Here is a 25,601-nt window from a genome sequence, read left to right as displayed (position 1 = left end):
TCGGTTTTCCGGCGGTCGACAGCGCCGGCCCACGGAGATGGATCACGGCGATGGATCACGAAGGGGTGATCGGTATGGCAGGCACTGGCGGTGGGCGTCCGAGCATCTACCCCACGCTGCTGTACGCGGACGCGAAGGCGGCGATCAAGCAGCTCACGGAGGCCTTCGGGTTCACGGCGCTGGCCGTGTACGAGGGCGAGGACGGCTCGGTGGCGCACGCCGAGCTGGCGCAGGGCAACGGCGCTGTGATGCTCGGTTCCAAGGGCACCGGCAGCGCCTTCGACAAGGTGATGACGGAGGCGGGCACGACCGGGGTGTACGTCGTCGTGGACGACGTCGACGCACACCACCGGCGGGCCGTGGAGAAGGGCGCGGAGATCCTGATGCCCCCGACGGACCAGGACTACGGCTCGCGGGACTACATGGCCCGGGACATCGAGGGCAATGTGTGGAGCTTCGGCACCTACGCCCCCGAGATCAAGGGCTGAGCGCCGGGCCGGCTCAGCTCCCCCCGGTGTGCACCTGGAAGGCGGCGCGGCGTACGGCCTTGGCGAGGGCGGGGTCGGGGTGTGCGGCGGCCAGCGCGACCAGGACCTGCACGGTGCGGGGGTGGCCGACGGCGCGCACCTCGGCGAGGAGCGCGGGCACGGTCGGCTGCACCGAGGACTCCAGGTGCCGTACGAGCATGGGGGCCTCGCCGTGGTCGGCGACGGCGGCGGCGGTGTCGACCCACAGCCAGGTGGCCTCGTCCCGGGTGAGCACCTCGTGGGCGTCCTCGGGGTCGATGCCGTCGTGCTCGGCCAGCCACAGCAGGGCGTACGGGCGCAGGGTCGGCTGGTCGAGGACGGCACGGACGTCGGGCTCGGCGGGGGCGCCGACGACACGCAGCGCCTCGAAGGCGAGGCCGCGCAGGAGGGCGTCGTCGCCGCGGGCGGCGCCGAGGAGTTCGCTGACGGCGCTGCCCACGGGGCGGGCGGCGAGCCAGGCGCGGTATTCGTCGCGGGCGGCGTTCGGGCGGAGCTGGGCGCAGCCGCGGAGCATCGCTTCGGCGGACTGCTCGATGTTCCCGGCGGGGCTCTGCGCGGCGACGCAGATCTGCTCCAGCTTGACCCAGACCGCCCAGCTGCCGAGCGGGGTGAGGGTGGCCTGGCCGTCGCCGTAGGTGAGTGCGCCCACGGAGGCGAGGGCGTGCAGGGCCCAGTCGAGGAGCGGGGCGAGGGGCGTGTCCTCTGCGGCCTTGGCTTCCGCGGCCATGGCTTCGGCGGCCATGGCTGCGGCGGCCGGCGCGGGCTGGGGGCCGTAGGGGATCTCGCACCTCTCGGTGCGCAGCTCGGTGACGCGCTGCTCCAGCAGGTCCAGGAGCTGCTCCACGGGGACGGGCCCGGCGGACAGCTGAAGGAAGGAGAGCACCTGGGGCAGCGCCGAGACGACGTCGGCCACGGCACCGTGCTCGTGCTGCTCGGGTTCCGGGTGGGCGAGCGACCAGGCGTCGAAGAGGGCGACCCAGCCGCGCAGCACGGCGCTGTCGTCGCGGTCCCAGGCGCGCAGGCGCCAGCCGGGCCGGGCGCTGTCGCCGTGCACCTCGACGAGTCCGGCCAGGCGGGCGGTGTCCCAGTCGGCGCGGACCTGAGTCACGGTCAGGCCGAGGTCGCGGGCCGCGCGTTCGGCGGTGGCCTCGGAGAGGGTGCCTTTGCCGTCGGCGCCGGCGCTGTCGCGGCCGGGGCCCAGCGCGGTGTCGGCCCAGTGGGCGACGCGGGCCGCCGCGGCCAGACCGGAGCGAGCCATTCTGGCCAGCTCCGACTGGGCCGGTGTGCCCTCCGGGGGGCGCGGTGCGGGGCGGCGGGGGCGCCGCTGGTTCACAGCTCGTGGGGCGGCGGCCAGGGGTCGCGGGCGGACGAGTCGAAGCCTGGAGTCGCGCGGGATACGGGACGTCACGGGTGCAGTCTTCCGGTTGACGGTCCGAAAACCCAAACGGAATGTCACGAGGGGCGACGGGGATGGCCAACGCACGGGGTCCTGCGAGCGGCAAGGGGCCGAATACAGGCCACTGGTACGGGGTTAAATGGAATCTGTGGGACCGGTGTGGGAGGGGTGGGCCGAGGGGCGTTGCACCGGCATCACATGAGCGGTGTCAGGAAGCGGCGCAGGGACTCCTCGTAGAACTCGGGGTCGGCGTTCCACATGGCCGCGTGGGGTGCGCGGTCGACGGTCCGGAGGGCCACCAGGTCGGGGCGGGCGTCGGCGAGCCGGCGGGACAGGCTCCAGGGGGCCACCCGGTCGTCGGGCCCGTGGAAGATCAGGGTCGGCACGGTGAGGTCGTCGCGGGTGCCGTTGCCGCCTGCGCGGTCGGCGGTCAGGCCGGTGCGGCCCTGTGCGGCACGGACCGCGAGCGGCAGCAGCGCGCTGGGCGTGTGGCGGGCCGACGCGAGGGCGCGCAGGGTGGCCTCCCAGCTCAGGACCGGGGAGTCCAGGACGACGCCCGAGACGCGGTCGCGGAGCCCCGAGCGGGCGGCGGCGCGCAGCGCCATCGTGGCGCCGGTGGACCAGCCGAGCAGGACGAGTTGCTTGGCCCCGTACCGCACGGCGTAGCGCATGGCCGCGTCCAGGTCACGCCACTCGGTCTCGCCGAGGTGGTTCAGGCCGTCCGGCGGGCGGGGCGCGCCGAGGTCGCCCCGGTAGGCGAGGGCGAGGACCGGGAAGTGGCGGCCGCTGAGGAACTCCATGACGTTCATGGCCTGTTCGCGGGTGGTACCGAGGCCGTGCACCGCGATGACCCAGGTGTCCCGCGCGCCGGGGACGAACCAGGCGGGCAGGGCGCCGAGTTCGCCGGGGATGTCGACGTCGGCGTGTTCGAGGCCGAGGGCGGCGCTCGGATTGCCGACGTACACGTTCGGGGTGAACCAGACACTGTCGCCGGGCTGGAGGGTGCCGTGGGTGACGCGCTCCAGGCGGCGTACGACGGTGTCGGCCGAGTGTTTCGCCGCGGCGAGGACGGGGCCGACGACCGCGTGCGAGCCGTCGCCGGAGAGCCCGTAGGTGCCGGGGCGCAGGGAGGCGAGGTCGCGGGTGAGCGCGATCTGGCCGGCGGCCGTGGCGTGCACGGTGAGACGGGGTTCGGTGGGCAGGGGCCTGCCGGGGGGCGCCGTCAGCGCGACGCCACTGGCGAACCGCCCGGCGGCGACGCTTGCGGCGCCGGCGGCCAGAGCCACGGTGACGGCAGCGGCCGTCGCTTTGACAGTGCGCACCCATCCAGTGTCCGGGCGGACGGGGGTGGCGGCCAGTGGGAGGTCACTGCCGTGGGCTATGCGGGGTCACTGCCGTGGGCTTGTGGGGTGCGTCGTGGCGGCGCGGGCCCTTCTGGGGGCTGCCGCCCCCAGACCCCCGCTGTCGGCCTGAACGGCCTCGTCCTCAAACGCCGGACGGGCTGAAATACCTGGACCGGCATCGGACAACGACCGTGGGCACCCACACCCACACCCACACCCACACCCACACCCACAAACGTCACCCCCGCTGCCCGTACCGCCGCAACCGCTCCGCCACCTCCGTCAGCTGCCCCTCCGACAGCAGCGTCGGGGACAGGCCCGGTACCGAGGACGCCGTGAGCCACAGGCGGGACATCCACTCCAGCTGGGCCGTGCGGTCGTAGGCCTGGTCCAGGGTCGTGCCGTAAGCCATCGTGCCGTGGTTCTGGAGGAGGCAGGCGGTGCGGTCGGTGAGGGCCCGGAGCATGTTCTCGGCCAACTCCTGGGTGCCGTACGTCGCATAGGGGGCAACTCGGACGGGGCCGCCGAGGGCTGCGGACATGTAGTGGATCAGCGGGAGCTCGGGCACCAGGGTCGAGACGGCCGTCGCGTGGACCGCGTGGGTGTGGACTACGGCGCCGGCGTCCGAGGCGTGGTAGACGGCGAGATGCATGGGGAGCTCGCTCGTCGGCACCAACGTGCCCAGCACCTGCCTGCCGTCCAGGTCGACCCCTGTCACATCCTCCGGCGTCAGGCGGTCGTACGGCACTCCCGACGGTGTGACCAGCACGGTGTCGTCGACCCGCACCGAGACGTTCCCGGACGTGCCGACGACCAGTCCGTCGGCGACGGTCCGGCGGGCCGTCGCCACGAGGGCCTCCCAGGCCTCCGCCTCCTCGGGGCGCGCACTGCGGCCCCACGACTCCCCCGCTTCCTGTGCGCCCTCCCGCGCGTCCCGCGCGCCCCGCTGGTCCCGCCGCTCCTCAGCCATGCGGCGATCCTGCCAGGCACGGCGGCGGCACGGCATCAAGTCGTCGCCGGGCCCGGGCACTTTAGGGGGGAAGCCCAGCATCCGGCAGGGTGCATACCGGGACATAGCCCACCCCCTCCAGCTTGGCCTGGGATCGATCAGGATTCAACGATCTTCCCGTAGCCTCTGGCTGATTTGTTGTGCACGCCGCCATTCCGGGGGGAAATATGGCCCGTGATCGCAAACCGTCCCGTCACCGCTCCCGCCTCCTCGCGATATCCGTCGCAGCGCTCACGCTCGGCGGAACCGCACTCGCCGAGACACCGGCCGCGGCGGCCGGCAAACCCAAGGGCCATGACGTCTCTTCCCACCAGAAGAACGTCAACTGGCAGAGCTCGAAGAGCAAGGGCGCCAAGTTCGTCTACGTCAAGGCGACCGAGTCCCACACCTACCGCAACCCCTACTTCGGCCAGCAGTACGACGGCTCCCGCAATGCGGGCCTGATCCGCGGCGCGTACCACTTCGCACTGCCGGACAAGTCGTCCGGCAGGACGCAGGCCGCGTACTTCGTGCGCAACGGCGGCCGCTGGCGGTCCGACGGCTGGACCCTGCCGCCCGCCCTCGACATCGAGTACAACCCGTACAGCAAGCACAAGTGCTACGGGCTGAGCAAGGCGAAGATGGTCAGCTGGATCCAGTCCTTCAGCAACGAGGTGAAGCGGCTGACCGGGCGCCGTCCTGTGATCTACACCACCACGCACTGGTGGAACAACTGCACCGGCGGCAGCCGCGCCTTCGCCTCGAACCACGCGCTGTGGATAGCCCGCTACAACTCCTCCAGCGCGGGGGCACTGCCGGCCGGATGGCAGTTCTGGACCATCTGGCAGTACGACAACGGCAGCGGCAGCCTGCCGGGTGACCAGAATCTCTTCAACGGGTCCATGAGCCAACTGAGGAAGCTTGCCCGAGGCTACTGACCGTGCGGCGCCTGGGCCGTGCGATGACCGTGGGAGCGGGCCTCCTCGATCGGACGATTAACCCCCTCCACCGGACACCGTGCGGCTCACCCCAGTTCACCTTCCGTTCATTCAGGTTACCTACGTTCATCCAGCCAATGACCTCGAACGATTGCCTGGGTAAATGGAAAACTTCTCGCTGATCCTCGCGATTGTGGTCGTAACCGCACTCGCGTTCGATTTCACGAACGGTTTCCACGACACCGCCAACGCGATGGCCACCACCATCTCGACCGGTGCGCTCAAGCCCAAGGTCGCGGTGGCCATGTCCGCCGCGCTGAACCTTGTAGGCGCTTTCCTCTCCGTGGAGGTCGCCAACACGATCTCCAAGGGTCTCGTCGACGAGACCGGCATCCGTCCCGAGGTCATCTTCGCCGCGTTGGTCGGCGCGATCCTCTGGAATCTGCTGACCTGGCTGGTGGGCCTGCCTTCCAGCTCCTCGCACGCCCTGATGGGCGGTCTGATCGGCGCCACCATCGCCTCGGCCGGCGTCGGCGCGGTCCACGGCGACGCGCTCGTCACCAAGGTGCTGATCCCGGCGATCGCCGCCCCGCTGGTCGCGGGCATCGCAGCGCTGCTGGCCACACGCCTGACCTACTCGCTCGGCAAGAAGGCCGACGGCGAGTCCGCCAAGAAGGGCTACCGCGCCGGCCAGATCGCCTCGGCCGGCCTGGTCTCCCTGGCCCACGGCACCAACGACGCGCAGAAGACGATGGGCATCATCACCCTCGCCCTGGTCGCCGGCGGCACCCTCGCGCCCGACTCCGACCCGCCCATGTGGGTCATCCTCTCCGCGGGCCTGGCCATCGCGCTCGGCACCTACCTCGGCGGCTGGCGCATCATCCGCACCATGGGCAAGGGCCTGACCGACCTTCAGCCGCAGCAGGGCTTCGCCGCCCAGACCAGCGCGGCCACCGTCATCCTGGCCTCCTCGCACCTCGGCTTCTCCCTGTCCACCACGCACTCCGTCTCCGGCGCGGTGATGGGCGCGGGCCTCGGCCGCAAGGGCGGCGTGGTCCGCTGGTCGACGGCGACCCGCATGTTCGTCGCCTGGGGCCTCACCCTCCCGGCGGCCGCGCTGGTCGGCGCGATCGCGGAGTACGTGACGGGCTTCGGCGCCTGGGGCACGGCCGTCGTCGCGGTCTTCCTCGTCGCCTCCAGCGCCGCGATCTGGAAGATCTCCCGCCGCGAGGTCATCGACCACACCAACGTCAACGAGTCCGACGAGCCGGCCGGCGTGGTGACCACGGCCATGGCCGCCGTGACCCCGCCGCCCGCGGGCACGGCGACCGAGGAACTCACGGCCACCATCCCGGCCCAGTCCTCGGAGCCCAAGCCTTCGAAGGCCTCGGTCTGACGCACCCAGTCACTCCAGTCACTCCCCCTCACTCACTCGAGAAAGCAGAAGCATGAAGATCGACTGGGCGGCACTCGGCTCCGTCTTCGGCGTCAGCCTCGTGGTCACCGTGGCCCTGGTGGGCCTGTTCACCCTCGGCATCGCGGGCCTGTCCCGGCGCGAACGAGCCGTGGCGCAGGGCGACTCGGCCTCTCTCGCGGTCACGGGCGCGTACGCGTGCTTCGCGGCCTGCGCGGCGGCAGTGGCGTACGGCATCTATCTGATCGTGGCCTGACGCACGGCGCGCATCACCTGAAACACCCGAGGTGCGGGACGGATCACCGTCCCGCACCTCACTGCTGTGTGGGCCTTCGCACACTCTCCCTTCGCAGGTCAACGGCAAGTTGACGGCCGTTCCAACCCCGTGGTGGACTGCCGGAGCCATGTGCGGCGGCAGGAGAGGAAGCCGGTGTGAATCCGGCGCGGTCCCGCCACTGTCACCGGGGTAGATAGCCCCGGGAGCCAGGAACTCTCCCCGCCGATCTCGTCGAACCAGGGCGCGGACACCCTGAGTGAGGACATAACGCGATGCACGCCTGCCGATCGACATGCAGAACCGGACCCTCGTCTGACTCGACGATCGGCTGACCCCGATGCGTGCCGATCGCGTCTTCGCGTACGGCGCCGCCGCCGGCCTTCTCGGTGATCTGCTGCTCGGCGATCCTCGCCGGGGGCATCCGGTCGCCGTGTTCGGACGGACCGCCGCCGCCGTGGAACGGGTGTTGTGGCGTGACCACCGCGCATGGGGTGCGGTGCACACCGCCGTGTGCGCCGGTGGCGCCCTGGCGCTCGGTGCCGCCGCAGCCCGTGCCGTACGTACCTCGCCCGCCGCCTCCGTCGCGCTGACCGGCGCTGCCACCTGGGCGGTCGTCGGGGGGACTTCGCTCGCCCGGGAGGCCCGGGTCATCGGGCAGGCGCTCGAAGCGGGGGACATCGAGGGCGCACGTGCCCGGCTGCCGCATCTGTGCGGGCGGGACCCGCAGGCGCTGGACGCGGACGGGATCGCACGGGCGGTCGTGGAGTCCGTCGCCGAGAACACCTCCGACGCGGTCGTGGGCGCGCTGGTGTGGGGCGCCGTGGCCGGCATTCCCGGGCTGGTCGGGTTCCGGGCCGTGAACACGCTCGACGCCATGGTCGGGCACAAGTCGCCCAAGTACCGCCGCTACGGCTGGGCTTCCGCGAGGCTCGACGACGTGGCGGGGTGGCCGGGATCGCGGCTGACCGCCGTACTCGCCGCCGTCGCCGGGGCCGACCCCCGTGGAGCGGTACGGGCCTGGCGTACCGACGCGGCGGCGCATCCGAGTCCCAACGCCGGTCCCGTGGAGGCCTCGTTCGCGGGGGCGCTCGGGGTGCGGCTGGGCGGGACGCTGTCCTACGGCGGACGCGTCGAGCATCGGCCCGTGCTGAACGGGGACGGGCGGGCCGTCGGCACGCAGGACATCGAACGGGCCGTACGGCTGTCGAAGCGCGTGGGCTGGCTGGCGCTCGGCGTCTGTGCCGCCGCGCGCCGCATCGTGAAGGGGCGTACCTCATGACGGGCGGTGGTCTCCTCGTCGCCGGCACCACGTCCGACGCCGGCAAGAGCGTCGTCACCGCCGGGATCTGCCGGTGGCTGGTGCGGCAGGGAGTGAAGGTCGCGCCGTTCAAGGCGCAGAACATGTCCCTCAACTCGTTCGTCACGCGCGAGGGCGCCGAGATCGGGCGGGCGCAGGCCATGCAGGCACAGGCCTGCCGGGTCGAGCCGACCGCGCTGATGAATCCCGTGCTGCTCAAGCCCGGTGGCGAGCAGAGCAGTCAGGTCGTGCTGCTGGGCAAGCCGGTGGGTGAGCTGAGCGCACGCGGTTTCTTCGGGGGGTCCGGGGGGTCGTCCCCCGGGACGAGGCTGCACGGCGGGCGGCAGCAGCAGCTGCTCGGGACCGTGCTCGACTGTCTCGCCGAGTTGCGGGGCACGTATGACGCGGTGATCTGTGAGGGGGCCGGCTCTCCGGCGGAGATCAATCTGCGGCGGACCGACATCGTCAACATGGGGATCGCCCGCAATGCCGGGCTGCCCGTGCTGGTGGTGGGTGACATCGACCGCGGTGGCGTGTTCGCCTCCTTCTTCGGGACGGTCGCCCTTCTCTCGCCCGAGGACCAGGCGCTCGTCGCCGGGTTCCTGGTGAACAAGTTCCGCGGGGACGTCAGCCTCCTGGAGCCGGGCATCGACATGCTGCACGGCCTCACCGGACGCCACACCTACGGCGTCCTCCCCTTCCAGCACGGCCTCGGCATCGACGAGGAGGACGGGCTGCGGGTGTCCCTGCGCGGGACAGTGCGGGAGTCGAACGTCGCCCCGCCCCTCGGCGAGGACGTGCTGCGGGTCGCCGTCTGTGCCGTCCCGCTCATGTCCAACTTCACGGACGTCGACGCCCTCGCCGCCGAACCCGGTGTCGTGGTGCGGTTCGTGGACCGGCCCGAGGAGCTGGCGGACGCCGATCTCGTCATCGTGCCGGGGACCCGGGGGACGGTCCGGGCGCTGGAGTGGCTGCGGGAGCGGGGGCTCGCGGAGGCCCTGAAGCGCAGGGTCGCCGAAGGACGGCCCGTCCTCGGCATCTGCGGCGGCTTCCAGGTTCTCGGCGAGCACATCGAGGACGAGGTCGAGAGCCGACAGGGTCATGTCGAGGGGCTCGGTGTCCTGCCCGTGCGGGTGCGGTTCGCCCGCGAGAAGACCCTCACCCGGCCGGCGGGAGAAGCCCTCGGCGCGCACGTCGCGGGGTACGAGATCCACCACGGGGTCGCCGAGATCCATGGCGGGGAAGCCTTCCTCGACGGCTGCCGGGTCGGCCAGACCTGGGGCACGCACTGGCACGGCTCGCTGGAGTCGGACGGTTTCCGGCGGGCCTTCCTGCGCGAGGTGGCCGCCGCCGCGGGCCGCCGCTTCGTGCCGGCCCCCGACACGTCGTTCGCCGCGCTGCGCGAGGAGCAGCTCGACCGGCTCGGCGACCTGATCGAACAGCACGCTGACACGGACGCGCTCTGGCGGCTCATCGAGTCGGGCGCGCCGCAAGGACTGCCTTTCATTCCACCGGGAGCGCCCGCATGAGCACTGTGTTGTTGTTGTCGACCGCCGACACGGACCTGCTGGCGGCCAGGGCCGCCTCCGGTGCCACGTACCGGATCGGCAATCCGACCCGCGTGGATGTCGCCGAGGAGCTGCCCGCGCTCATCGAGGGCTCGGACATCGCCGTCGTACGCCTGCTGGGCGGCAAGCGGGCCTGGGAGGACGGGCTCGCCGCGCTGAAGGCCGCGGGCATCCCGACCGTGCTGCTCGGCGGCGAGGCCGTCCCGGACGCGGAGTTGATGGCCGAGTCGTCCGTCCCGGCCGGTGTGGTGGCCGAGGCGCTGAGGTATCTCGTCGAGGGCGGGCCGGCCAACCTCACCGAACTCGCGCGGTTCCTCTCCGACACCGTGCTGCTGACGGGCGAGGGGTTCGTCGAGCCGCAGAAGATGCCGGAGTACGGCGTCCATGGCGAGCGGCCCTTCGTCGAGGGCCGTCCGACCGTCGGCGTGCTCTTCTACCGGGCGCATGAACTGAGCGGCAACACCGGCTTCGTGGACACCCTGTGCGACGCCGTCGAGGCTCGGGGGGCCAACGCCCTTCCCGTGTACTGCGGTTCGCTGCGCGGCGCGGACCCGGAGCTGTACGAGATCCTCGGCAGGGCCGACGCCCTGGTCGCCACCGTCCTCGCGGCCGGCGGCACGCACGCCTCGCAGGCGTCGGCGGGCGGCGACGAGGAGGCGTGGGACATCGGCAGGCTCGCCGAGCTGAACGTGCCGGTGCTGCAAGGCCTTTGCCTCACCTCCTCGCGGGCCGCGTGGGACGAGTCCGACGCCGCCCTCTCCCCCATGGACGCGGCGATGCAGGTCGCGATCCCCGAGTTCGACGGACGGCTCGTCACCGTGCCGTTCTCCTTCAAGGAGCAGGGCCCGGACGACGTGCCCGTGTACGTCGCCGACCCGGAGCGGGCGGGGCGGGTCGCCGGGATCGCCGTACGGCACGCCCAGTTGAAGCACAAGGCGAACGGCGAGAAGAAGCTCGCGCTCGTCTTCACCGCCTACCCGACCAAGCACTCGCGTGTCGGCAACGCGGTGGGCCTGGACACGCCCGCCTCGGCGGTGCGGGTGCTGGACGCGCTCAGGGACGCCGGGTACGGCCTCACCGAGTACCCGGACAACGGCGACGAACTGATCCACCGGCTCATCGCGGCGGGCGGGCACGACGTCGAGTGGCTCACCGAGGACCAGCTGGCGGCCGCGCCCGCTCGCGTGCCGCTCGCCGACTATCAGGCGTGGTTCGACAAGCTCGACCCCGAACTCAGGGACGGCATGCTTCAGGCGTGGGGCGAGCCGCCGGGGTCGCTGTACGTCGACGGGGACGACATCGTCCTCGCGTCGCTCCAGTTCGGGAACGTCGTCGTGATGATCCAGCCGCCGCGCGGCTTCGGCGAGAACCCGATCGCGATCTACCACGACCCGGACATGCCGCCGTCGCACCACTACATGGCGGCGTACCGGTGGCTGGACAACAGCTTCGGCGCCGACGCGATCGTGCACATGGGCAAGCACGGCACGATGGAGTGGCTGCCGGGCAAGGGGCTGGGACTCAGCGGCGGGTGCGCGCCGGACGCGGTCCTCGGGGACCTGCCGCTGATCTACCCGTTCATCGTCAACGACCCGGGCGAGGGCACCCAGGCCAAGCGGCGTGGACACGCCACCGTCGTCGACCACCTGGTGCCGCCGATGGCACGGGCCGACACCTACGGCGACCTGGCCAAGCTGGAGCAGCTGCTCGACGAGTACGCGCTCGTCTCCGACCTGGACCCGACGAAGGCCCCGGCGGTGCGCGCGCAGATCTGGACGCTGGTCAAGGCGGCCGAGCTGCATCACGACCTGCATGTCGACGACCAGCCGGACGACGACGACTTCGACGAGTTCGTCATGCACATCGACGGCTATCTGTGCGAGATCAAGGACGTGCAGATCCGCGACGGACTGCACATCCTCGGCGGCGGGCCGGAGGCGGAGCCGCGCGTGAACCTCGTGCTCGCCGTGCTGCGCGCCTCGCAGGTGTGGGGCGGACAGGCCAATGCCCTGCCGGGCCTGAGGGCCTCGCTGGCCGCTCACTTCGGGCTCGACGAGAAGGTGCTGCTGGGCGAGCCGGGCGCACCGTTGAAGGTGCCGGTGGAGCTGTCGGATCTGGTCGACGGCCCCGCGCGCACGGCCGCCGACGCGATCGACCTGCTGGAGCAGCTGTGCCGGCGGATCGCGGAGGGCATGGAGGAGCGCGGCTGGGCGGTTGCGGAGAGCCGTGCGCTGATCCGTGACGTCCTCGGCACCGAACTGCCGGACGCCGTCGCCGTGTTGGAGTTCGCCTGCAACGAGGTCGTGCCGCGTCTCGCCCGGACGACGGACGAGATCGGGCACATCCTCAAGGCGCTGGACGGCGGTTACGTCCCGGCCGGTCCGTCGGGTTCGCCGACGCGCGGGCTGGTCAACGTCCTGCCGACCGGGCGGAACTTCTACTCCGTCGACCCCAAGGCCATTCCGTCCAGGCTGAGCTGGGAGGTCGGGCAGTCGCTCGCCGACTCGCTGGTCGCGCGGTACCTCCAGGACACCGGCGAGTACCCGAAGTCGGTCGGCCTGACCGTCTGGGGCACGTCCGCGATGCGCACCCAGGGCGACGACATCGCCGAGATCCTCGCGCTGCTGGGCTGCCGCCCGGTCTGGGACGACGCCTCGCGCCGGGTGACCGGCTTCGAGGTCATCGGCCTGGAGGAGCTCGGACGGCCGCGCATCGACGTCACGGTGCGCATCTCCGGCTTCTTCCGGGACGCCTTCCCGCACGTGGTGGGGCTGCTCGACGACGCGGTCCGCAAGGTCGCCGAGCTGGACGAGCCCGCCGACCGCAACTACGTGCGCGCACACGCCGACGAGGACACCGCCGAGCACGGCGACCGGCGGCGCGCCACGGCCCGTATCTTCGGCTCGAAGCCGGGCGCCTACGGTGCCGGCCTGCTGCCGCTGATCGACGCCCGGAACTGGCGCTCCGACGCCGACCTCGCCGAGGTGTACGCCGTCTGGGGCGGCTACGCCTACGGGCGCGGGCTCGACGGGCGGGCGGCGCGCGGCGACATGGAGACCGCGTTCAAGCGGATCGCCGTCGCCGCGAAGAACGTCGACACCCGCGAGCACGACCTCGTCGACGCCGACGACTACTTCCAGTACCACGGCGGCATGGTCGCCATGGTGCGGCATCTGACGGGCGCGAACCCCGAGGCGTACGTGGGCGACAGTGCCGTGCCCGACCAGGTGAGGACGCGGACGCTGGGCGAGGAGACGCACCGCGTGTTCCGCGCCCGCGTCGTCAACCCGCGCTGGATGGCGGCCATGCGCCGGCACGGCTACAAGGGCGCCTTCGAGATGGCGGCGACCGTGGACTACCTCTTCGGGTACGACGCCACGGCGGGCGTGGTCGACGACTGGATGTACGAGAAGCTCAGCGCCGAGTACGTCTTCGACCCGGAGAACCGGGACTTCATGAAGAAGTCCAACCCGTGGGCGCTGCGTGGCGTCACCGAGCGTCTGCTGGAGGCCGCCGACCGCGGGCTGTGGGCCGAGCCGGACGCCGACACGCTGGAGCGGCTGCGCGCCACCTACCTGGAGCTCGAAGGCGACTTGGAGGGCGACGACCAGTGACAACCCCCTTCCCTTTTACGGCCGTTGTCGGCCAGGACGACCTGCGGCTCGCGTTGCTGCTGAACGCCGTGTCCCCGGCGGTCGGCGGTGTGCTGGTGCGCGGCGAGAAGGGCACCGCCAAGTCGACGGCGGTACGGGCGCTTTCGGCGCTGATGCCGCAGGTGCCGGTCGTCGCCGGGTGCCGTTTCTCCTGCGACCCGGGCGCCCCCGACCCCGCGTGCCCCGACGGGCCGCACGAGGCGGGGGCCGGCACGCCGCGCCCCGCCCGCATGGTCGAACTCCCCGTCGGTGCCTCCGAGGACCGGCTGGTCGGCGCGCTGGACATCGAGCGGGCGCTGGCCGAGGGCGTGAAGGCCTTCGAGCCGGGGCTGCTCGCGGACGCCCACCGCGGCATCCTGTACGTCGACGAGGTCAACCTGCTCCACGACCACCTCGTCGACCTGCTCCTGGACGCGGCGGCGATGGGTGCGTCGTATGTCGAGCGCGAGGGCGTCTCCGTACGGCATGCCGCGCGTTTCCTGCTCGTCGGGACCATGAACCCCGAAGAGGGCGAGCTGCGGCCGCAGTTGCTCGACCGGTTCGGGCTGACCGTCGAGGTCGCCGCCTCGCGGGAGCCCGAGCAGCGGGTGGAGGTCGTGCGGCGGCGGCTCGCGTACGACGACGATCCGGACGGGTTCGCCGCGCGGTGGGCGGACGACGAGACCTCCGTGCGTCAACGCATCCTCGCCGCACGGGAGTTGCTGCCCTCGGTGCGGCTCGGTGACGGGGCGCTGCGGCAGATCGCGGCGACCTGCGCGGCCTTCGAGGTGGACGGCATGCGGGCGGACATCGTGATGGCCCGTACGGCCACCGCGCTGGCCGCGTGGGCCGGGCGGACCGATGTGCTCGCCGAGGACGTCCGGCAGGCGGCGCTGCTGGCGCTGCCGCACCGTCGGCGCCGTAACCCCTTCGACGCGCCGGGACTGGACGAGGACAAGCTCGACGAGACGCTGGAGGAGTTCTCCGGTGACGACGAGAGCGACGAGGATCCCGACCCCGACGGGCCCGGCGGGGGTGGCGGGCAGCCGCCGTCCGAGTCCGACGGACCGCAGGGCGGTGAATCCGGCGCGCGGCCCGAGGCCGGCGAGGACGGGGAGCCGCAGCCTTCCGGGGCCGGGGAGCGGACTCCCGCGCGGGCGTCCGAGCCCTTCCGGACGAAGGTGCTGAGCGTGCCGGGCATCGGTGAGGGTGCCGCCGGGCGGCGTTCGCGGGCGCGGACCGAGCATGGGCGCACGACCGGCGCGCGGCGGCCCCGAGGGGCGCTCACCAAGCTGCACCTGGCGGCCACCGTGCAGGCGGCGGCGCCGCATCAGCGGGCGCGGGGGCGGTCCGGGCGGGGTCTCGTCGTGCGGCGGGACGATCTGCGGCAGGCCGTCCGGGAAGGGCGCGAGGGCAATCTCGTGCTGTTCGTCGTGGACGCCTCCGGGTCGATGGCGGCCCGGCAGCGGATGAGTGCCGTGAAGGGTGCCGTTCTGTCGCTGTTGCTGGACGCGTATCAGCGGCGGGACAAGGTGGGGCTGGTGACGTTCCGGGGCACGGCGGGCGATGTCGCGCTGCCGCCCACGTCGTCCGTGGATGCCGCCGCAGTCCGGCTGGAGTCGTTGCCGACCGGTGGGCGTACGCCGCTTGCGGCCGGGCTGCTGAAGGCCCATGAGGTGCTGCGGGTGGAGCGGCTGCGGGATCCGGCCCGGCGGGCGCTGGTCGTGCTGGTGACCGACGGGCGGGCCACCGGCGGTCCCGAGCCGGTCGCGCTCGCGGGGCGGGCGGCCCGGCTGTTCGCGGCCGACGGTGTCGCGTCCGTGGTCGTCGACTGTGAGTCCGGGCCCGTGCGGCTGGGGCTGGCGGGGCAGCTCGCGGGTGAACTCGGCGGTACGGCGGTGACGTTGGACGAGCTGCGGGCGGAGTCCATCGCAGGCCTGGTGAAGGACGTACAGAGGAGGGCCGCGTAATGCCTCAGGGACAGCCGAGTGTCGTGCCGGACGACGGACTGACGACTCGTCAGCGTCGTAACCGGCCGCTGGTGGTCGTGCATACGGGGATCGGCAAGGGCAAGTCGACCGCCGCCTTCGGGCTTGCTCTGCGGGCCTGGAACCAGGGGTGGCCGATCGGGGTGTTCCAGTTCGTCAAGTCGGCGAAGTGGAAGGTCGGCGAGGAGAACGCGCTGCGGGTGCTGGGGGCGTCCGGGCAGGGCGGGTCCGTGGACTGGCACAAGATGGGCGAAGGGTGGTCCTGGGTTCAGCGGGACGCCCAGATGGACAACGAGGAGAAGGCCCGGGAGGGCTGGGAGCAGGTCAAGCGGGACCTGGCCGCCGAGACGTACAAGCTGTACGTGCTCGACGAGTTCGCCTACCCCATGCACTGGGGGTGGGTGGACACCGATGAGGTCGTCTCCGTGCTGCGTGACCGGCCGGGGACCCAGCACGTGGTCATCACCGGGCGGAACGCGCCCGAGAAACTGGTCGGCCTCGCCGATCTCGTGACCGACATGTCCAAGGTCAAGCACCCCATGGACGCGGGCCAGAAGGGCCAGAGAGGCATCGAGTGGTGATCGCGTGATGTCCTCCTCCGTCCCTCGGCTGGTCATTGCCGCGCCTTCCTCCGGCAGCGGCAAGACCACCGTTGCCACAGGGCTGATGGCCGCGTTCGCCGCGCGGGGGCTTGCCGTGTCCCCGCACAAGGTCGGGCCGGACTACATCGATCCCGGGTATCACGCGCTCGCGACCGGGCGGGTGGGGCGGAACCTCGACGCGTATCTGTGCGGGCCGGAGCTGATCGGGCCGTTGTTCCTGCACGGGGCGCGTGGCTGTGACATCGCCGTCGTCGAGGGCGTGATGGGGCTGTACGACGGGGCCGCCGGGGAGGGTGAGCTGGCGTCCACGGCGCATGTGGCGAAGCTGCTGCGGGCGCCGGTCGTGCTCGTCGTGGACGCCTCGTCGCAGTCGCGGTCCGTGGCGGCGCTGGTGCACGGGTTCGCGTCCTGGGATCCGCAGGTGCGGGTCGGGGGCGTGATTTTGAACAAGGTCGCTTCGGATCGGCACGAGTCGTTGCTGCGGGAGGCGTTGGACTCGGCCGGGGTGCCTGTGCTGGGGGTGCTGCGGCGGGTGGCTCAGGTGGATACACCGTCGCGGCATCTGGGGCTGGTGCCGGTTGCCGAGCGGCGGGGGGAGGCCGTGGAGGCGGTTGCGGCGATGGCGGCGCAGGTTGAGCGTGGGTGCGATCTGGAGGGGTTGCTGGGGCTGGCTCGGGGTGCGGGTGTGATGTCGGTTGCGGCTTGGGATGCGGCTGAGGTCCTCGACGCCTCGTCTTCGAACTCCCCCGGAGGGGGCACCCCCGGACGGGTTGAAAAGCCCATGGTCGCCGTCGCCGGAGGGTCCGCGTTCACCTTCTCCTACGCCGAGCACGCCGAACTGCTCGCCGCCGCCGGTGCCGAAGTCGTGCCCTTCGATCCGCTGCGGGACGAGCAACTGCCCGACGGCACGCGGGGCCTGGTCATCGGCGGCGGGTTCCCCGAGGTGTACGCCGCTGAGCTGTCCGGCAACGAACCGCTGCGCAAGGCCGTTGCCGCCCTCGCCGGGAGCGGGGCTCCGGTGGCCGCCGAGTGTGCGGGGTTGCTCTACCTCTGCCGGGAGCTGGACGGGCTGCCCATGTGCGGGGTGCTCGACGTGAGCGCGCGGATGAGCGAGCGGTTGACGCTGGGGTATCGGGACGCCGTCGCCGTGAGTGACAGTGTGCTGGCGCCGGCCGGGACGCGGATGCGGGCGCACGAGTTTCATCGGACCGTCGTCGAGCCCGGCTCGGGGACGGCTCCCGCCTGGGGGGTCAGGACCCCCGTACGGCGGGTCGAAGGTTTCGTACAGCAGGGCGTGCACGCGAGTTATCTGCACACGCACTGGGCAGCACAGCCCGGTGTCGCCCGTCGGTTCGTGGAGAGGTGCCGGACGTCATGAGCAGCAGCAGGTTGATCGGAGTCGGGGTCGGTCCCGGCGATCCGGAGCTGGTGACCGTCAAGGGCGTCAACGCTCTGCGCGAGGCCGACGTGGTCGTCGTACCCGTCATGGACACGGGTGAGCGTGGGCGGGCCGAGGCCACCGTGCTGCACTACGTGCCCGAGGAGAAGGTCGTGCGGGTCGTGTTCGCGCTCAACGAGCGGACCGACCGTGCTCGGCGCGAGGCCGCCTGGGACGCGGCGGGTGAGCGTGTCGCCGAGCTGCTGGGGCAGCATGGCGCCGTCGCCTTCGCCACCATCGGCGACCCCAATGTGTACTCCACGTTCACCTACCTCGCGCAGACCATCGGCGAGGCGGTACCGGGCACCGTCATCGAGACGGTCCCCGGCATCACCGCCATGCAGGACCTCGCCGCGAGGTCGGGCGCGGTTCTCACCGAGGGGACCGAGCCGCTCACGCTGGTGCCCGTGACCGCGGGGGCGACGGTACTGAAGGAGGCTCTCAGCGGGCCCGGGACCGTCGTCGCCTACAAGTTCGGCCGGCAGGCGGGTGAGGTGGCCGAGGCCCTGCGGGAGACCGGGCGGATCGAGGACGCGGTGTGGGGGTCGGCACTGGGGCTGACGGAGGAGTCGATCCGGCCGGCCGCCGACCTCGACGGCTCCCCCCTCCCCTACCTCTCGACCCTCATCGCGCCCGCCCGGCGCGACGGCGGCCGGGGCGGCAAGCTCTGACGCCGGTCCCACGCCCCGCACACCAACCCCCGCCGACCCCTGTAGGAGAGGACCGAATTCCCATGGCCGATGCCCCCACCGGCAAGGTGACCTTCGTCGGTGCCGGCCCCGGCGCCGCCGATCTGCTGACGTTCCGTGCCGCCCGTGCCATCGCCGAGGCGGACGTCGTGATCTGGGCGGCCAGCCTGGTCCAGGCGGAGGTCCTCGAGCACGCGCGCGAGGACGCCGAGATCCTCGACTCGGCGGCCATGTCCCTCGAAGACGTCGTCGCCGTGTACGAGCGGGCCCGCGCCGACGACCTCAAGGTCGCCCGTATCCACTCCGGTGACCCCGCCCTCTGGGGCGGTACCCAGGAGCAGCTCGACCGGTGTGCCGTGATCGGCGTCGAGACCGAGGTCGTGCCCGGGGTCTCCGCCTTCTCCGCGGTCGCCGCGCTCGCCGGGCGCGAGCTGACCATCCCCGAGGTCGCGCAGTCCGTCGTCCTCACCCGGCTCGGCGGCGGCAAGACGCCGATGCCGCCCGGCGAGGAGGTCAGGGAGTTCGCCAAGCACGGCACCACCATGGCGATCTTCCTGTCGGCGGCCCGCAGCGGGCAGCTCGTACGGGAGTTGCTGGAGGGCGGGTATCCGACGTCCACGCCGGTCGTCGTCGCCTACCAGGCGACCTGGCCCGAGGAACTCGTGGTCAAGTGCACGATCGAGACGCTGGAGGAGACCGTCAAGGAGCACAAGCTCTGGAAGCACACCCTGTTCCTGGTCGGCCCCGCCCTCGACGCGCACGGCACGCGCTCGCACCTCTACCACCCCGGTCACTTCCACGGGTACCGCAAGGCGGACCCGGAGGCGCGCAGGGCGCTGCGTGAGCGGGGAGCCAGTACGTGATCACCGTCGTCGGCACGGGGACGGGGGCGCCGGTTCCCGAGGACGTCCTCGCCGGGGCCGAGCTGGTCGTCGGCGGGCGGCGGCATCTGGACGCCGTACACCTGCCCGGAAACGTTGAGCGGGTCGTGCTCGGGGCGTTGGCGCCCGCCCTCGACACCATCGCGGAGTACGTCGAGAAGGAACGGCCCGTGGTGGTGCTCGCCTCGGGCGACCCGGGGTTCCTCGGGATCGTGCGGGTGCTGGCCGAGCGGTTCGGGTCGGAGCGGCTGGATGTGCGTGCCGGGGTGTCCTCGGTGGCCGCCGCGTTCGCGCGGGCCGGGCTGCCGTGGGACGACGCGGTGGTGGTGAGCGCGCACGGGCGTGAGCCGCGGACGGCGGTGAACGTGTGCCGGGCGCACCCCAAGGTGGCGGTGCTGACCGGGCCGGGTGCCGGGCCGGCCGAGCTGGGCGCGGCGCTGCGGCACACCGGGCGGGTCCTGGTCGTCGCCTGCGCGCTGGGCGATCCGGAGCTGGAGCGCGTGGAGCGGGTGACGCCCGCCGAGGCCGCCGCCCGCGACTGGGGTACGGCGGTGAGCGTCGTGCTGTGCCTGGACCCCGAGCGGGCTCTGGGCGCGGTGCGGACGGTGGCCGGTCCGGCGCCGGGGCCCGCCGGATGGGCGCTGGACGAGGCCGACTTCGCGCACCGCGACTCGATGATCACCAAGTTCGAGGTGCGGGCGCTGGCCCTGGCCCGGCTGGGGCCGCGGCTCGGTGATCTGGTGTGGGACATCGGCGCGGGCTCCGGCTCGGTGGCCGTGGAGTGCGCCCGGCTCGGCGCGGCGGCCGTAGCCGTCGAGAAGGCGCGGGACGGGGTGGAGCGGATCCGCGCCAACGCCGCCGCGCACGGTGTCGACGTGCATGTGGTGCACGGGGCGGCGCCCACCGTCCTGTCCGACCTCGACGATCCGGACGCGGTGTTCATCGGGGGCGGGGGGCGCGAGCTGCCCGCCATCGTCACCGCGTGCGCGCGTCGGGCGCGGCGGACGGTCGTCGTCGCCATGGCCGCGCTCGACCGGGTGCCGGCCGCCCGCGAGGCACTCACCGGCGCCGGGTTCTCCTGCGACGGAGTGCTGCTGCAGTCGTCGCGGCTCGCCCCGCTGCCGGGGGACGTGACCCGGCTCGCGGCGACCAATCCCGTTTTTCTGCTGTGGGGTGTCAGAAACCCCGTGTACCGAGAGGGAGTTGCCCAGTGATCGGCCTCATTTCCGCCACCGCGGCGGGGGCGGCTGCGCGGGACCGGCTGGTCGCGGCGTGGCCGGAGCGGGTGCGCGTGTACGACGGTCCCGTCGGGGACGCCGTACGGCGGGCGTTCGCCGAGTGCGAGCAGCTCGTGTGTTTCCTGGCGACGGGCGCCGTCGTACGGCTCGTCGCGCCGCTGCTGAGTGACAAGGCGACCGACCCGGGTGTGGTGTGCGTCGACGAGGGCGGGCGGTTCGCCGTGTCGCTGGTCGGCGGCCATGGCGGCGGCGCCAACGAACTCGCCCGGCAGGTCGGGGAGTTGCTGGAGGCGCAGCCCGTGGTGACGACGGCGACCGATGCCGTGGGGGTGCCCGGTCTGGACACGCTCGGGCTGCCGGTGGAGGGCGATGTCGCCGGGGTCTCGCGGGCGCTGCTCGACGGTGAGCCGGTGGCGCTGCGGGCCGAGGTGCCCTGGCCGCTGCCGCCGCTGCCGGTCGGCGCCGAGGGGGCGTACGTCGTCCGCGTGACGGATCGGATCGTGGAGCGGGTTGCCGAGCGCGAGGTCGTGCTGCGCCCGCCGTCCCTCGTCGTCGGCGTCGGGGCTTCCAAGGGCGCCCCCGTCGACGAGGTGCTCGGGCTGATCGAGAGCACGCTCGGCGACGCCGGCCTCTCCCTCAAGTCCCTCGCCGAACTCGCCACCGTCGACGCCAAGGCCGGCGAACCCGGCATCGTGGAGGCCGCCGAGCGGCTCGGCGTGCCGGTCGTGACCTACTCCGCCGAGCAGCTCGCGGGCGTCGAGGTCCCCAACCCCTCGGACGCGCCCCTCGCCGCCGTCGGCACCCCCTCGGTCGCCGAGGCCGCCGCTCTCGTGCGCGGCGGTGAACTCCTCGTACCGAAGCAAAAGTCCGAGCGCGCCGACGGGCGGCCCGCGATGGCGACCTGTGCCGTCGTACGGCGTCCGGGGCGCGGGCGGCTCGCGGTCGTCGGGCTCGGGCCGGGTGCCCGGGACCTGCTGACGCCCCGCGCGAAGGCGGAACTCCGGCGCGCCCGCGTGCTCGTCGGGCTCGACCAGTACGTCGACCAGATCCGTGATCTGCTGCGGCCCGGCACCCGGGTCCTGGAGTCGGGGCTCGGCGCGGAGGAGGAGCGGGCGCGCACGGCCGTCGAGGAGGCCCGCAAGGGGCAGGCGGTCGCACTGATCGGCAGCGGGGACGCGGGCGTGTACGCCATGGCCTCCCCCGCGCTCGCCGAGGCGTCCGACGACATCGACGTGATCGGCGTGCCGGGCGTGACCGCCGCCCTCGCCGCCGCGGCGATCCTGGGCGCCCCGCTCGGCCACGACCACGTGTCGATCAGCCTCTCCGACCTGCACACGCCGTGGGAGGTCATCGAGCGGCGGGTGCGGGCCGCGGCCGAGGCGGACATCGTGGTGACCTTCTACAACCCCCGTTCCCGGGGCCGGGACTGGCAGCTGCCCAAGGCCCTCGCGATCCTCGCCGAGCACCGGAAGCCGACGACGCCGGTCGGTGTCGTACGGAACGCGTCGCGGCCGGACGAGTCCAGTCGGGTCACGACACTGGGCGCCCTCGACCCGGCGACGGTCGACATGATGACGGTCGTGACCGTGGGCAACACGGCGACCCGGGACATCGCGGGGCGCATGGTGACGCCGCGCGGCTACCGCTGGCAGGCATCGCAGGAGGGAGCGGAGTGAACCGCGTCGTTCATCCGATCGAGGAGGAGTCCTACCGGCGGCTGCGCGCCCGGCTGGACACCTCGCACTTCCCGCCGCTGACGCGGGCCGTGGTGGAGCGGGTCATCCACTCCGCCGCCGACCTCGACTACGCGAGCGACCTCGTCATGGACGAGGGCGAGTTGGAGAAGGCTCACGCGGCACTGCACGCCGGGGCGCCCGTGGTCGTGGACGTGGAGATGGTGGCTGCCGGGATCACCCGGCGGGAGACCGTCTGCCGGCTCAGGGACGCGGTGGCCGCCACCGGGCTGACGCGTTCGGCCCATGCCATCCGGCTCGCCCACGAGCAGGTCGGCCCCGGCGCGCTCTGGGTGATCGGCAACGCGCCGACCGCGCTGGAGGAGCTGCTGACCCTGGACGCCGCCCCCGCGCTCGTCATCGGGCTGCCCGTCGGTTTCGTCGGCGCGGTCGAGTCCAAGGCCGCGTTGCGCGAGAGCGGGTTGCCCGCCGTGAGCAACGTGTCCGAGAAGGGCGGTTCGGCGGTCGCCTCCGCCGCGCTCAACGCCCTGCTGTACCACCCCCTTTCGCACCCTGTTCCGCACCCCGATTCGCATTCCGATTCGCACTACGAGGAGAAATCGTGACCACCCCGCCGCCCGCCCTGCTCATCGCCGGTCATGGCACCCGGGACGAGGCCGGAGCCGAGGCGTTCCGCGACTTCGTACGCGAGCTGGGGCGCCGCCACCCCGAACTGCCCGTCGCGGGCGGCTTCATCGAGCTCTCCCCGCCGCCCCTGGGCGAGGCCGTCACCGAACTGGTCGAGCGGGGCGTACGGCGCTTCGCCGCCGTGCCACTGATGCTGGTGTCCGCCGGACACGCCAAGGGCGACATCCCGGCCGCGCTGGCCCGCGAGAAGGAACGGCACCCCGGGATCACGTACACCTACGGCCGCCCGCTCGGCCCGCACCCGTCGCTGCTGTCCGTCCTGGAACGGCGGCTGGACGAGGCGCTCGGCACCGAGGGGCGCACGCCCGGGGACCGGGCCGACGTGACCGTGCTGCTGGTCGGGCGCGGCTCGACCGACCCGGACGCCAACGCCGAGGTGCACAAGGCGGCCCGGCTGCTGTGGGAGGGGCGCGGATACGCGGGCGTGGAGACGGCGTTCGTGTCGCTGGCGGCGCCGGACGTGCCGAGCGGGCTCGACCGGTGCGTGAAGCTGGGGGCGCGCAGGATCGTCGTCCTGCCCTACTTCCTCTTCACCGGCATCCTGCCGGACCGCGTGCGCCACCAGACGGAGGGCTGGGCCGCCGCACACCCGGAGATCGAGGTGCGCTCGGCGGACGTCATCGGTCCGGAGCCGGAGCTGCTCGCTCTGGTGATGGAGCGGTACGAGGAGGCCCTGAAGGGCGATCTGCGGATGAACTGCGACTCGTGCGTCTACCGCATCGCGCTGCCCGGCTTCGAGGACAAGGTCGGCATGCCGCAGCAGCCGCACTTCCACCCGGACGACGACGGCCACGACCACGGTCATGGTCACCACCATCACCATGGCTCCCACTCGCATGCCCACTGAGGCACCCGGTCCGGCACACGACCTGCGGCACCACGGTGACGCCGAGGTCCGTGACGACGGCGCGGCGCTCGTCGACCTCGCCGTGAACGTCCGCGCGGACACGCCGCCCGTGTGGCTGCGCGAGCGCATCGCCGAGTCGCTGGGCTCCCTCGCGGCCTACCCCGACGGGCGGGCCGCGCGGGCGGCGGTGGCGGCGCGGCACGGGCTGCCGGCCGAGCGGGTGCTGCTGACGGCGGGGGCGGCGGAGGCGTTCGTGCTGCTGGCACGGGCGTTGAAGGTGGTCAGGCCGGTCGTCGTGCATCCCCAGTTCACGGAGCCGGAGGCGGCGCTGCGGGACGCGGGCCACAGTGTCGACCGGGTGCTGCTGCGCGAGGAGGACGGCTTCCGCCTCGACCCGGCTCTCGTCCCCGAGGACGCCGATCTGGTCGTCATCGGCAACCCCACGAACCCGACGTCGGTCCTGCACCCGGCCGCGTCCATCGCCTCACTCGCCCGTCCTGGGCGGACGTTGGTGGTGGACGAGGCCTTCATGGACGCGGTGCCGGGCGAGCGGGAGGCGCTGGCCGGACGGACGGACGTGCCGGGTCTGGTGGTGCTGCGCAGCCTCACCAAGACGTGGGGGCTGGCCGGGCTGCGGATCGGCTACGTCCTGGCCGCCCCGGAGACCATCGCCGAACTGGAGCGCGCACAGCCCCTGTGGCCGGTCTCCACGCCCGCGCTCGCCGCCGCCGAGGCGTGCGTGTCACCGCGGGCACTGGCGGAGGCGGCCCACGCGGCTCACCGCATCGCCTCCGACCGCGCCCATCTCGTCGCCGGGCTGGGCGAGTTCGTGTCGGCGGGGCTCCGGGTCGTCGAGCCCGCCGAGGGTTCCTTCGTCCTCGTACGGCTGCCGGGGGCCACCGCCGTTCGAGAGCACCTGCGCGGGCTCGGGTTCGCCGTGCGGCGCGGGGACACCTTCCCCGGGCTCGGCGAGGACTGGCTGCGGCTGGCGGTGCGGGACCGGGCGACGGTCAGCCGGTTCCTGCGGGCGCTGGAACGGGCGATGGCTCTCGCACGTGGCTGAGCCGGGTCGGCACCCGCTCCAGCGTGCCGTACCCGGTCAGCTCCGGCCGCGCCGTGCCAGCGCCACCGCTCCCCCGCCCGCGACGAGGAGCGCGACCGCGCCGCCCGCGATGTACGGCGTCATGGAGTTGCCGCCGGTCTCGGCGAGTCCCTCGTCGGCGGCCTCGCCCTGGGGCTTCACGTCGCCGGCCGGCTCGGTGCCCGGGGCTGCCTCCTCCTCCGGCTCGGCCGGGGTCTCGCAGGTGGCCTCGGCCAGGGTCAGGGTGCCCTCGACCTCGGCGACGTTGAGCTTCAACGGGTTGACGGACACCTTGAGTTCGAGGGCGGTGGCGGCGGCCGTACGCGAGGTGTTCTCCGTCTTGGAGTAGTCCAGCCGCACGTCGCCGACGCCCGGCACCTCGACGTTCGTGGTCCCGCCGGCGGTCAGTGTGACCTTCTTGCCCAGCACGGTGACGTCGCCGAGCAGGTTGGACGAGGCGGTCGGCTCCTTGCCGGCCTCGCAGGTCGCCTTGGAGGTGACCTGGCCGACCTCGATGAGCGAGAGCAACGGCAGGCCGGGGACGTGGACCTTGGCGTGGGCGAGGTTGGTGTACCCCTCGGCCTTGCCGCCCTCGACCGTGGCCTTCGACGAGGCGACCTCGGCGCTCAGCACGCTGAACGGCTTTCCGCCGTCCACGCCGTTCAGCTCTGCCGTCAGCGTTGCCTTTTCGGCGCTCTGCGGCGCCTGTACCTCGTTGAGCGAGACCGCGAGCGGGACGTTCACGGTCTTGTTGAGCAGGGAGACGTCGAGCCCGGTACGCAGCACGACGGCGCTCGCGCGGCCCTCGTCGCCGGTCGCGTGCGCGGGGCCGGCGGCCAGGACCAGGGGTCCGGCGGTGAGGGCGGTGGCCGTCGCGACGGTGGCGAGACGGCGTGCGGGCAGGCGGAAGTTCTTGCCGTTCAAGGTGGGGACCCCCAGAGATGACTTGCTCGGGACCCGGCAAGAATTGCGTACTGAGAGTGAAGAGTCAGCAATCCGCCAGGACTTCACTCCAACGTGACTCTCCCGTGAATGCTTTCGATTCCCTGGGCACGGATGTTCCTCGAAGTCACCCC

At 72.7% G+C, this 25,601-nt stretch carries 21 protein-coding genes and 1 riboswitch; of the genes, 17 read left to right on the top strand and 4 right to left on the bottom strand.

Going from position 1 to position 25,601, the window contains the following annotated elements; genetic code table 11:
• Nucleotides 1-74: 74 nt before the first annotated feature.
• Nucleotides 75-488: a VOC family protein gene (locus tag OG331_RS37440; RefSeq protein ID WP_406204887.1), complete on the top strand. Its 414-nt coding sequence runs from the start codon at nucleotides 75-77 to the stop codon at nucleotides 486-488.
• 13 nt (nucleotides 489-501) lie between these two features.
• Here the strand turns inward: OG331_RS37440 and OG331_RS37435 are convergent, their stop codons facing one another.
• The 3 genes from OG331_RS37435 to OG331_RS37425 all read right to left on the bottom strand — a co-directional run bounded on the left by OG331_RS37435 (nucleotide 502) and on the right by OG331_RS37425 (nucleotide 4,236).
• Nucleotides 502-1,935: a hypothetical protein gene (locus OG331_RS37435; protein ID WP_406204884.1), complete on the bottom strand. Its 1,434-nt coding sequence runs from the start codon at nucleotides 1,933-1,935 to the stop codon at nucleotides 502-504.
• Between the two features lie 182 nt (nucleotides 1,936-2,117).
• On the bottom strand, nucleotides 2,118-3,245 hold the full coding sequence (locus tag OG331_RS37430) for an alpha/beta hydrolase (protein WP_406204881.1): 1,128 nt from the start codon (nucleotides 3,243-3,245) through the stop codon (nucleotides 2,118-2,120).
• Between the two features lie 259 nt (nucleotides 3,246-3,504).
• Nucleotides 3,505-4,236: a class II aldolase/adducin family protein gene (locus OG331_RS37425; RefSeq protein ID WP_406204878.1), complete on the bottom strand. Its 732-nt coding sequence runs from the start codon at nucleotides 4,234-4,236 to the stop codon at nucleotides 3,505-3,507.
• A 206-nt stretch (nucleotides 4,237-4,442) separates the two neighbouring features.
• Between OG331_RS37425 and OG331_RS37420 the strand changes: the two genes are divergently transcribed.
• From OG331_RS37420 to cobC, 16 genes are all read left to right on the top strand, one after another.
• Nucleotides 4,443-5,192 carry a lysozyme gene (locus OG331_RS37420; RefSeq protein WP_406204876.1) on the top strand — a complete coding sequence of 250 codons (750 nt, stop codon included), beginning with the start codon at nucleotides 4,443-4,445 and terminating at the stop codon, nucleotides 5,190-5,192.
• A gap of 163 nt (nucleotides 5,193-5,355) precedes the next feature.
• Nucleotides 5,356-6,588, top strand: a complete 1,233-nt coding sequence (locus OG331_RS37415) for an anion permease (protein ID WP_406204874.1) — start codon at nucleotides 5,356-5,358, stop codon at nucleotides 6,586-6,588.
• Between the two features lie 52 nt (nucleotides 6,589-6,640).
• Nucleotides 6,641-6,862, top strand: a complete 222-nt coding sequence (locus OG331_RS37410; RefSeq protein ID WP_328428633.1) for a hypothetical protein — start codon at nucleotides 6,641-6,643, stop codon at nucleotides 6,860-6,862.
• A 124-nt stretch (nucleotides 6,863-6,986) separates the two neighbouring features.
• Nucleotides 6,987-7,121, top strand: a riboswitch (cobalamin riboswitch).
• A 99-nt stretch (nucleotides 7,122-7,220) separates the two neighbouring features.
• Entirely contained in the window at nucleotides 7,221-8,162 is a 942-nt protein-coding gene (locus OG331_RS37405; RefSeq protein WP_406204871.1) for a cobalamin biosynthesis protein, read from the top strand.
• Nucleotides 8,159-9,709, top strand: a complete 1,551-nt coding sequence (locus tag OG331_RS37400; protein WP_406204868.1) for a cobyric acid synthase — start codon at nucleotides 8,159-8,161, stop codon at nucleotides 9,707-9,709. The genes OG331_RS37405 and OG331_RS37400 overlap by 4 nt, the downstream gene beginning before the upstream one ends.
• Nucleotides 9,706-13,362 carry a cobaltochelatase subunit CobN gene (cobN, locus tag OG331_RS37395; protein ID WP_406204866.1) on the top strand — a complete coding sequence of 1,219 codons (3,657 nt, stop codon included), beginning with the start codon at nucleotides 9,706-9,708 and terminating at the stop codon, nucleotides 13,360-13,362. Before OG331_RS37400 ends, cobN begins: the two co-directional genes overlap by 4 nt.
• Complete coding sequence (locus tag OG331_RS37390; protein ID WP_406204863.1) at nucleotides 13,359-15,350, top strand: putative cobaltochelatase; 1,992 nt, start codon at nucleotides 13,359-13,361, stop codon at nucleotides 15,348-15,350. The genes cobN and OG331_RS37390 overlap by 4 nt, the downstream gene beginning before the upstream one ends.
• Nucleotides 15,350-15,949 carry a cob(I)yrinic acid a,c-diamide adenosyltransferase gene (gene cobO / locus OG331_RS37385; protein ID WP_406204860.1) on the top strand — a complete coding sequence of 200 codons (600 nt, stop codon included), beginning with the start codon at nucleotides 15,350-15,352 and terminating at the stop codon, nucleotides 15,947-15,949. Before OG331_RS37390 ends, cobO begins: the two co-directional genes overlap by 1 nt.
• A 7-nt stretch (nucleotides 15,950-15,956) precedes the next feature.
• Nucleotides 15,957-17,348 (top strand): cobyrinate a,c-diamide synthase, encoded by a 1,392-nt coding sequence (locus tag OG331_RS37380; RefSeq protein WP_406204857.1) that lies wholly within the window; start codon nucleotides 15,957-15,959, stop codon nucleotides 17,346-17,348.
• On the top strand, nucleotides 17,333-18,079 hold the full coding sequence (cobI, locus tag OG331_RS37375) for a precorrin-2 C(20)-methyltransferase (RefSeq protein WP_406204854.1): 747 nt from the start codon (nucleotides 17,333-17,335) through the stop codon (nucleotides 18,077-18,079). Before OG331_RS37380 ends, cobI begins: the two co-directional genes overlap by 16 nt.
• A 62-nt stretch (nucleotides 18,080-18,141) precedes the next feature.
• A complete protein-coding gene (cobM, locus tag OG331_RS37370; RefSeq protein WP_406204851.1) occupies nucleotides 18,142-18,960 on the top strand; it encodes a precorrin-4 C(11)-methyltransferase in 819 nt (272 codons plus the stop codon).
• Nucleotides 18,957-20,192 carry a precorrin-6y C5,15-methyltransferase (decarboxylating) subunit CbiE gene (cbiE, locus tag OG331_RS37365; RefSeq protein WP_406204848.1) on the top strand — a complete coding sequence of 412 codons (1,236 nt, stop codon included), beginning with the start codon at nucleotides 18,957-18,959 and terminating at the stop codon, nucleotides 20,190-20,192. Before cobM ends, cbiE begins: the two co-directional genes overlap by 4 nt.
• Nucleotides 20,189-21,892 (top strand): precorrin-3B C(17)-methyltransferase, encoded by a 1,704-nt coding sequence (gene cobJ, locus OG331_RS37360; RefSeq protein ID WP_406204846.1) that lies wholly within the window; start codon nucleotides 20,189-20,191, stop codon nucleotides 21,890-21,892. The genes cbiE and cobJ overlap by 4 nt, the downstream gene beginning before the upstream one ends.
• The gene (locus OG331_RS37355) at nucleotides 21,889-22,515 is read left to right on the top strand and encodes a precorrin-8X methylmutase (protein WP_406204843.1); all 627 of its coding nucleotides are present in this window, start codon (nucleotides 21,889-21,891) and stop codon (nucleotides 22,513-22,515) included. Before cobJ ends, OG331_RS37355 begins: the two co-directional genes overlap by 4 nt.
• The gene (locus OG331_RS37350; RefSeq protein WP_406204840.1) at nucleotides 22,512-23,444 is read left to right on the top strand and encodes a sirohydrochlorin chelatase; all 933 of its coding nucleotides are present in this window, start codon (nucleotides 22,512-22,514) and stop codon (nucleotides 23,442-23,444) included. Before OG331_RS37355 ends, OG331_RS37350 begins: the two co-directional genes overlap by 4 nt.
• Entirely contained in the window at nucleotides 23,434-24,507 is a 1,074-nt protein-coding gene (cobC, locus tag OG331_RS37345; protein ID WP_406204838.1) for an Rv2231c family pyridoxal phosphate-dependent protein CobC, read from the top strand. The genes OG331_RS37350 and cobC overlap by 11 nt, the downstream gene beginning before the upstream one ends.
• 36 nt (nucleotides 24,508-24,543) lie before the next feature.
• On the opposite strand, the gene OG331_RS37340 is transcribed toward cobC, so the two are convergent.
• A complete protein-coding gene (locus tag OG331_RS37340; protein WP_406204835.1) occupies nucleotides 24,544-25,449 on the bottom strand; it encodes an SCO1860 family LAETG-anchored protein in 906 nt (301 codons plus the stop codon).
• Nucleotides 25,450-25,601: the final 152 nt, after the last annotated feature.

It is taken from the genome of Streptomyces sp. NBC_01017 (genome assembly GCF_045162795.1).
GTDB lineage: Bacteria > Actinomycetota > Actinomycetes > Streptomycetales > Streptomycetaceae > Streptomyces > Streptomyces machairae.
The sequence above is the reverse complement of the archived record's forward strand: the minus strand, read 5'-3'. Positions and strand labels throughout refer to the sequence as shown.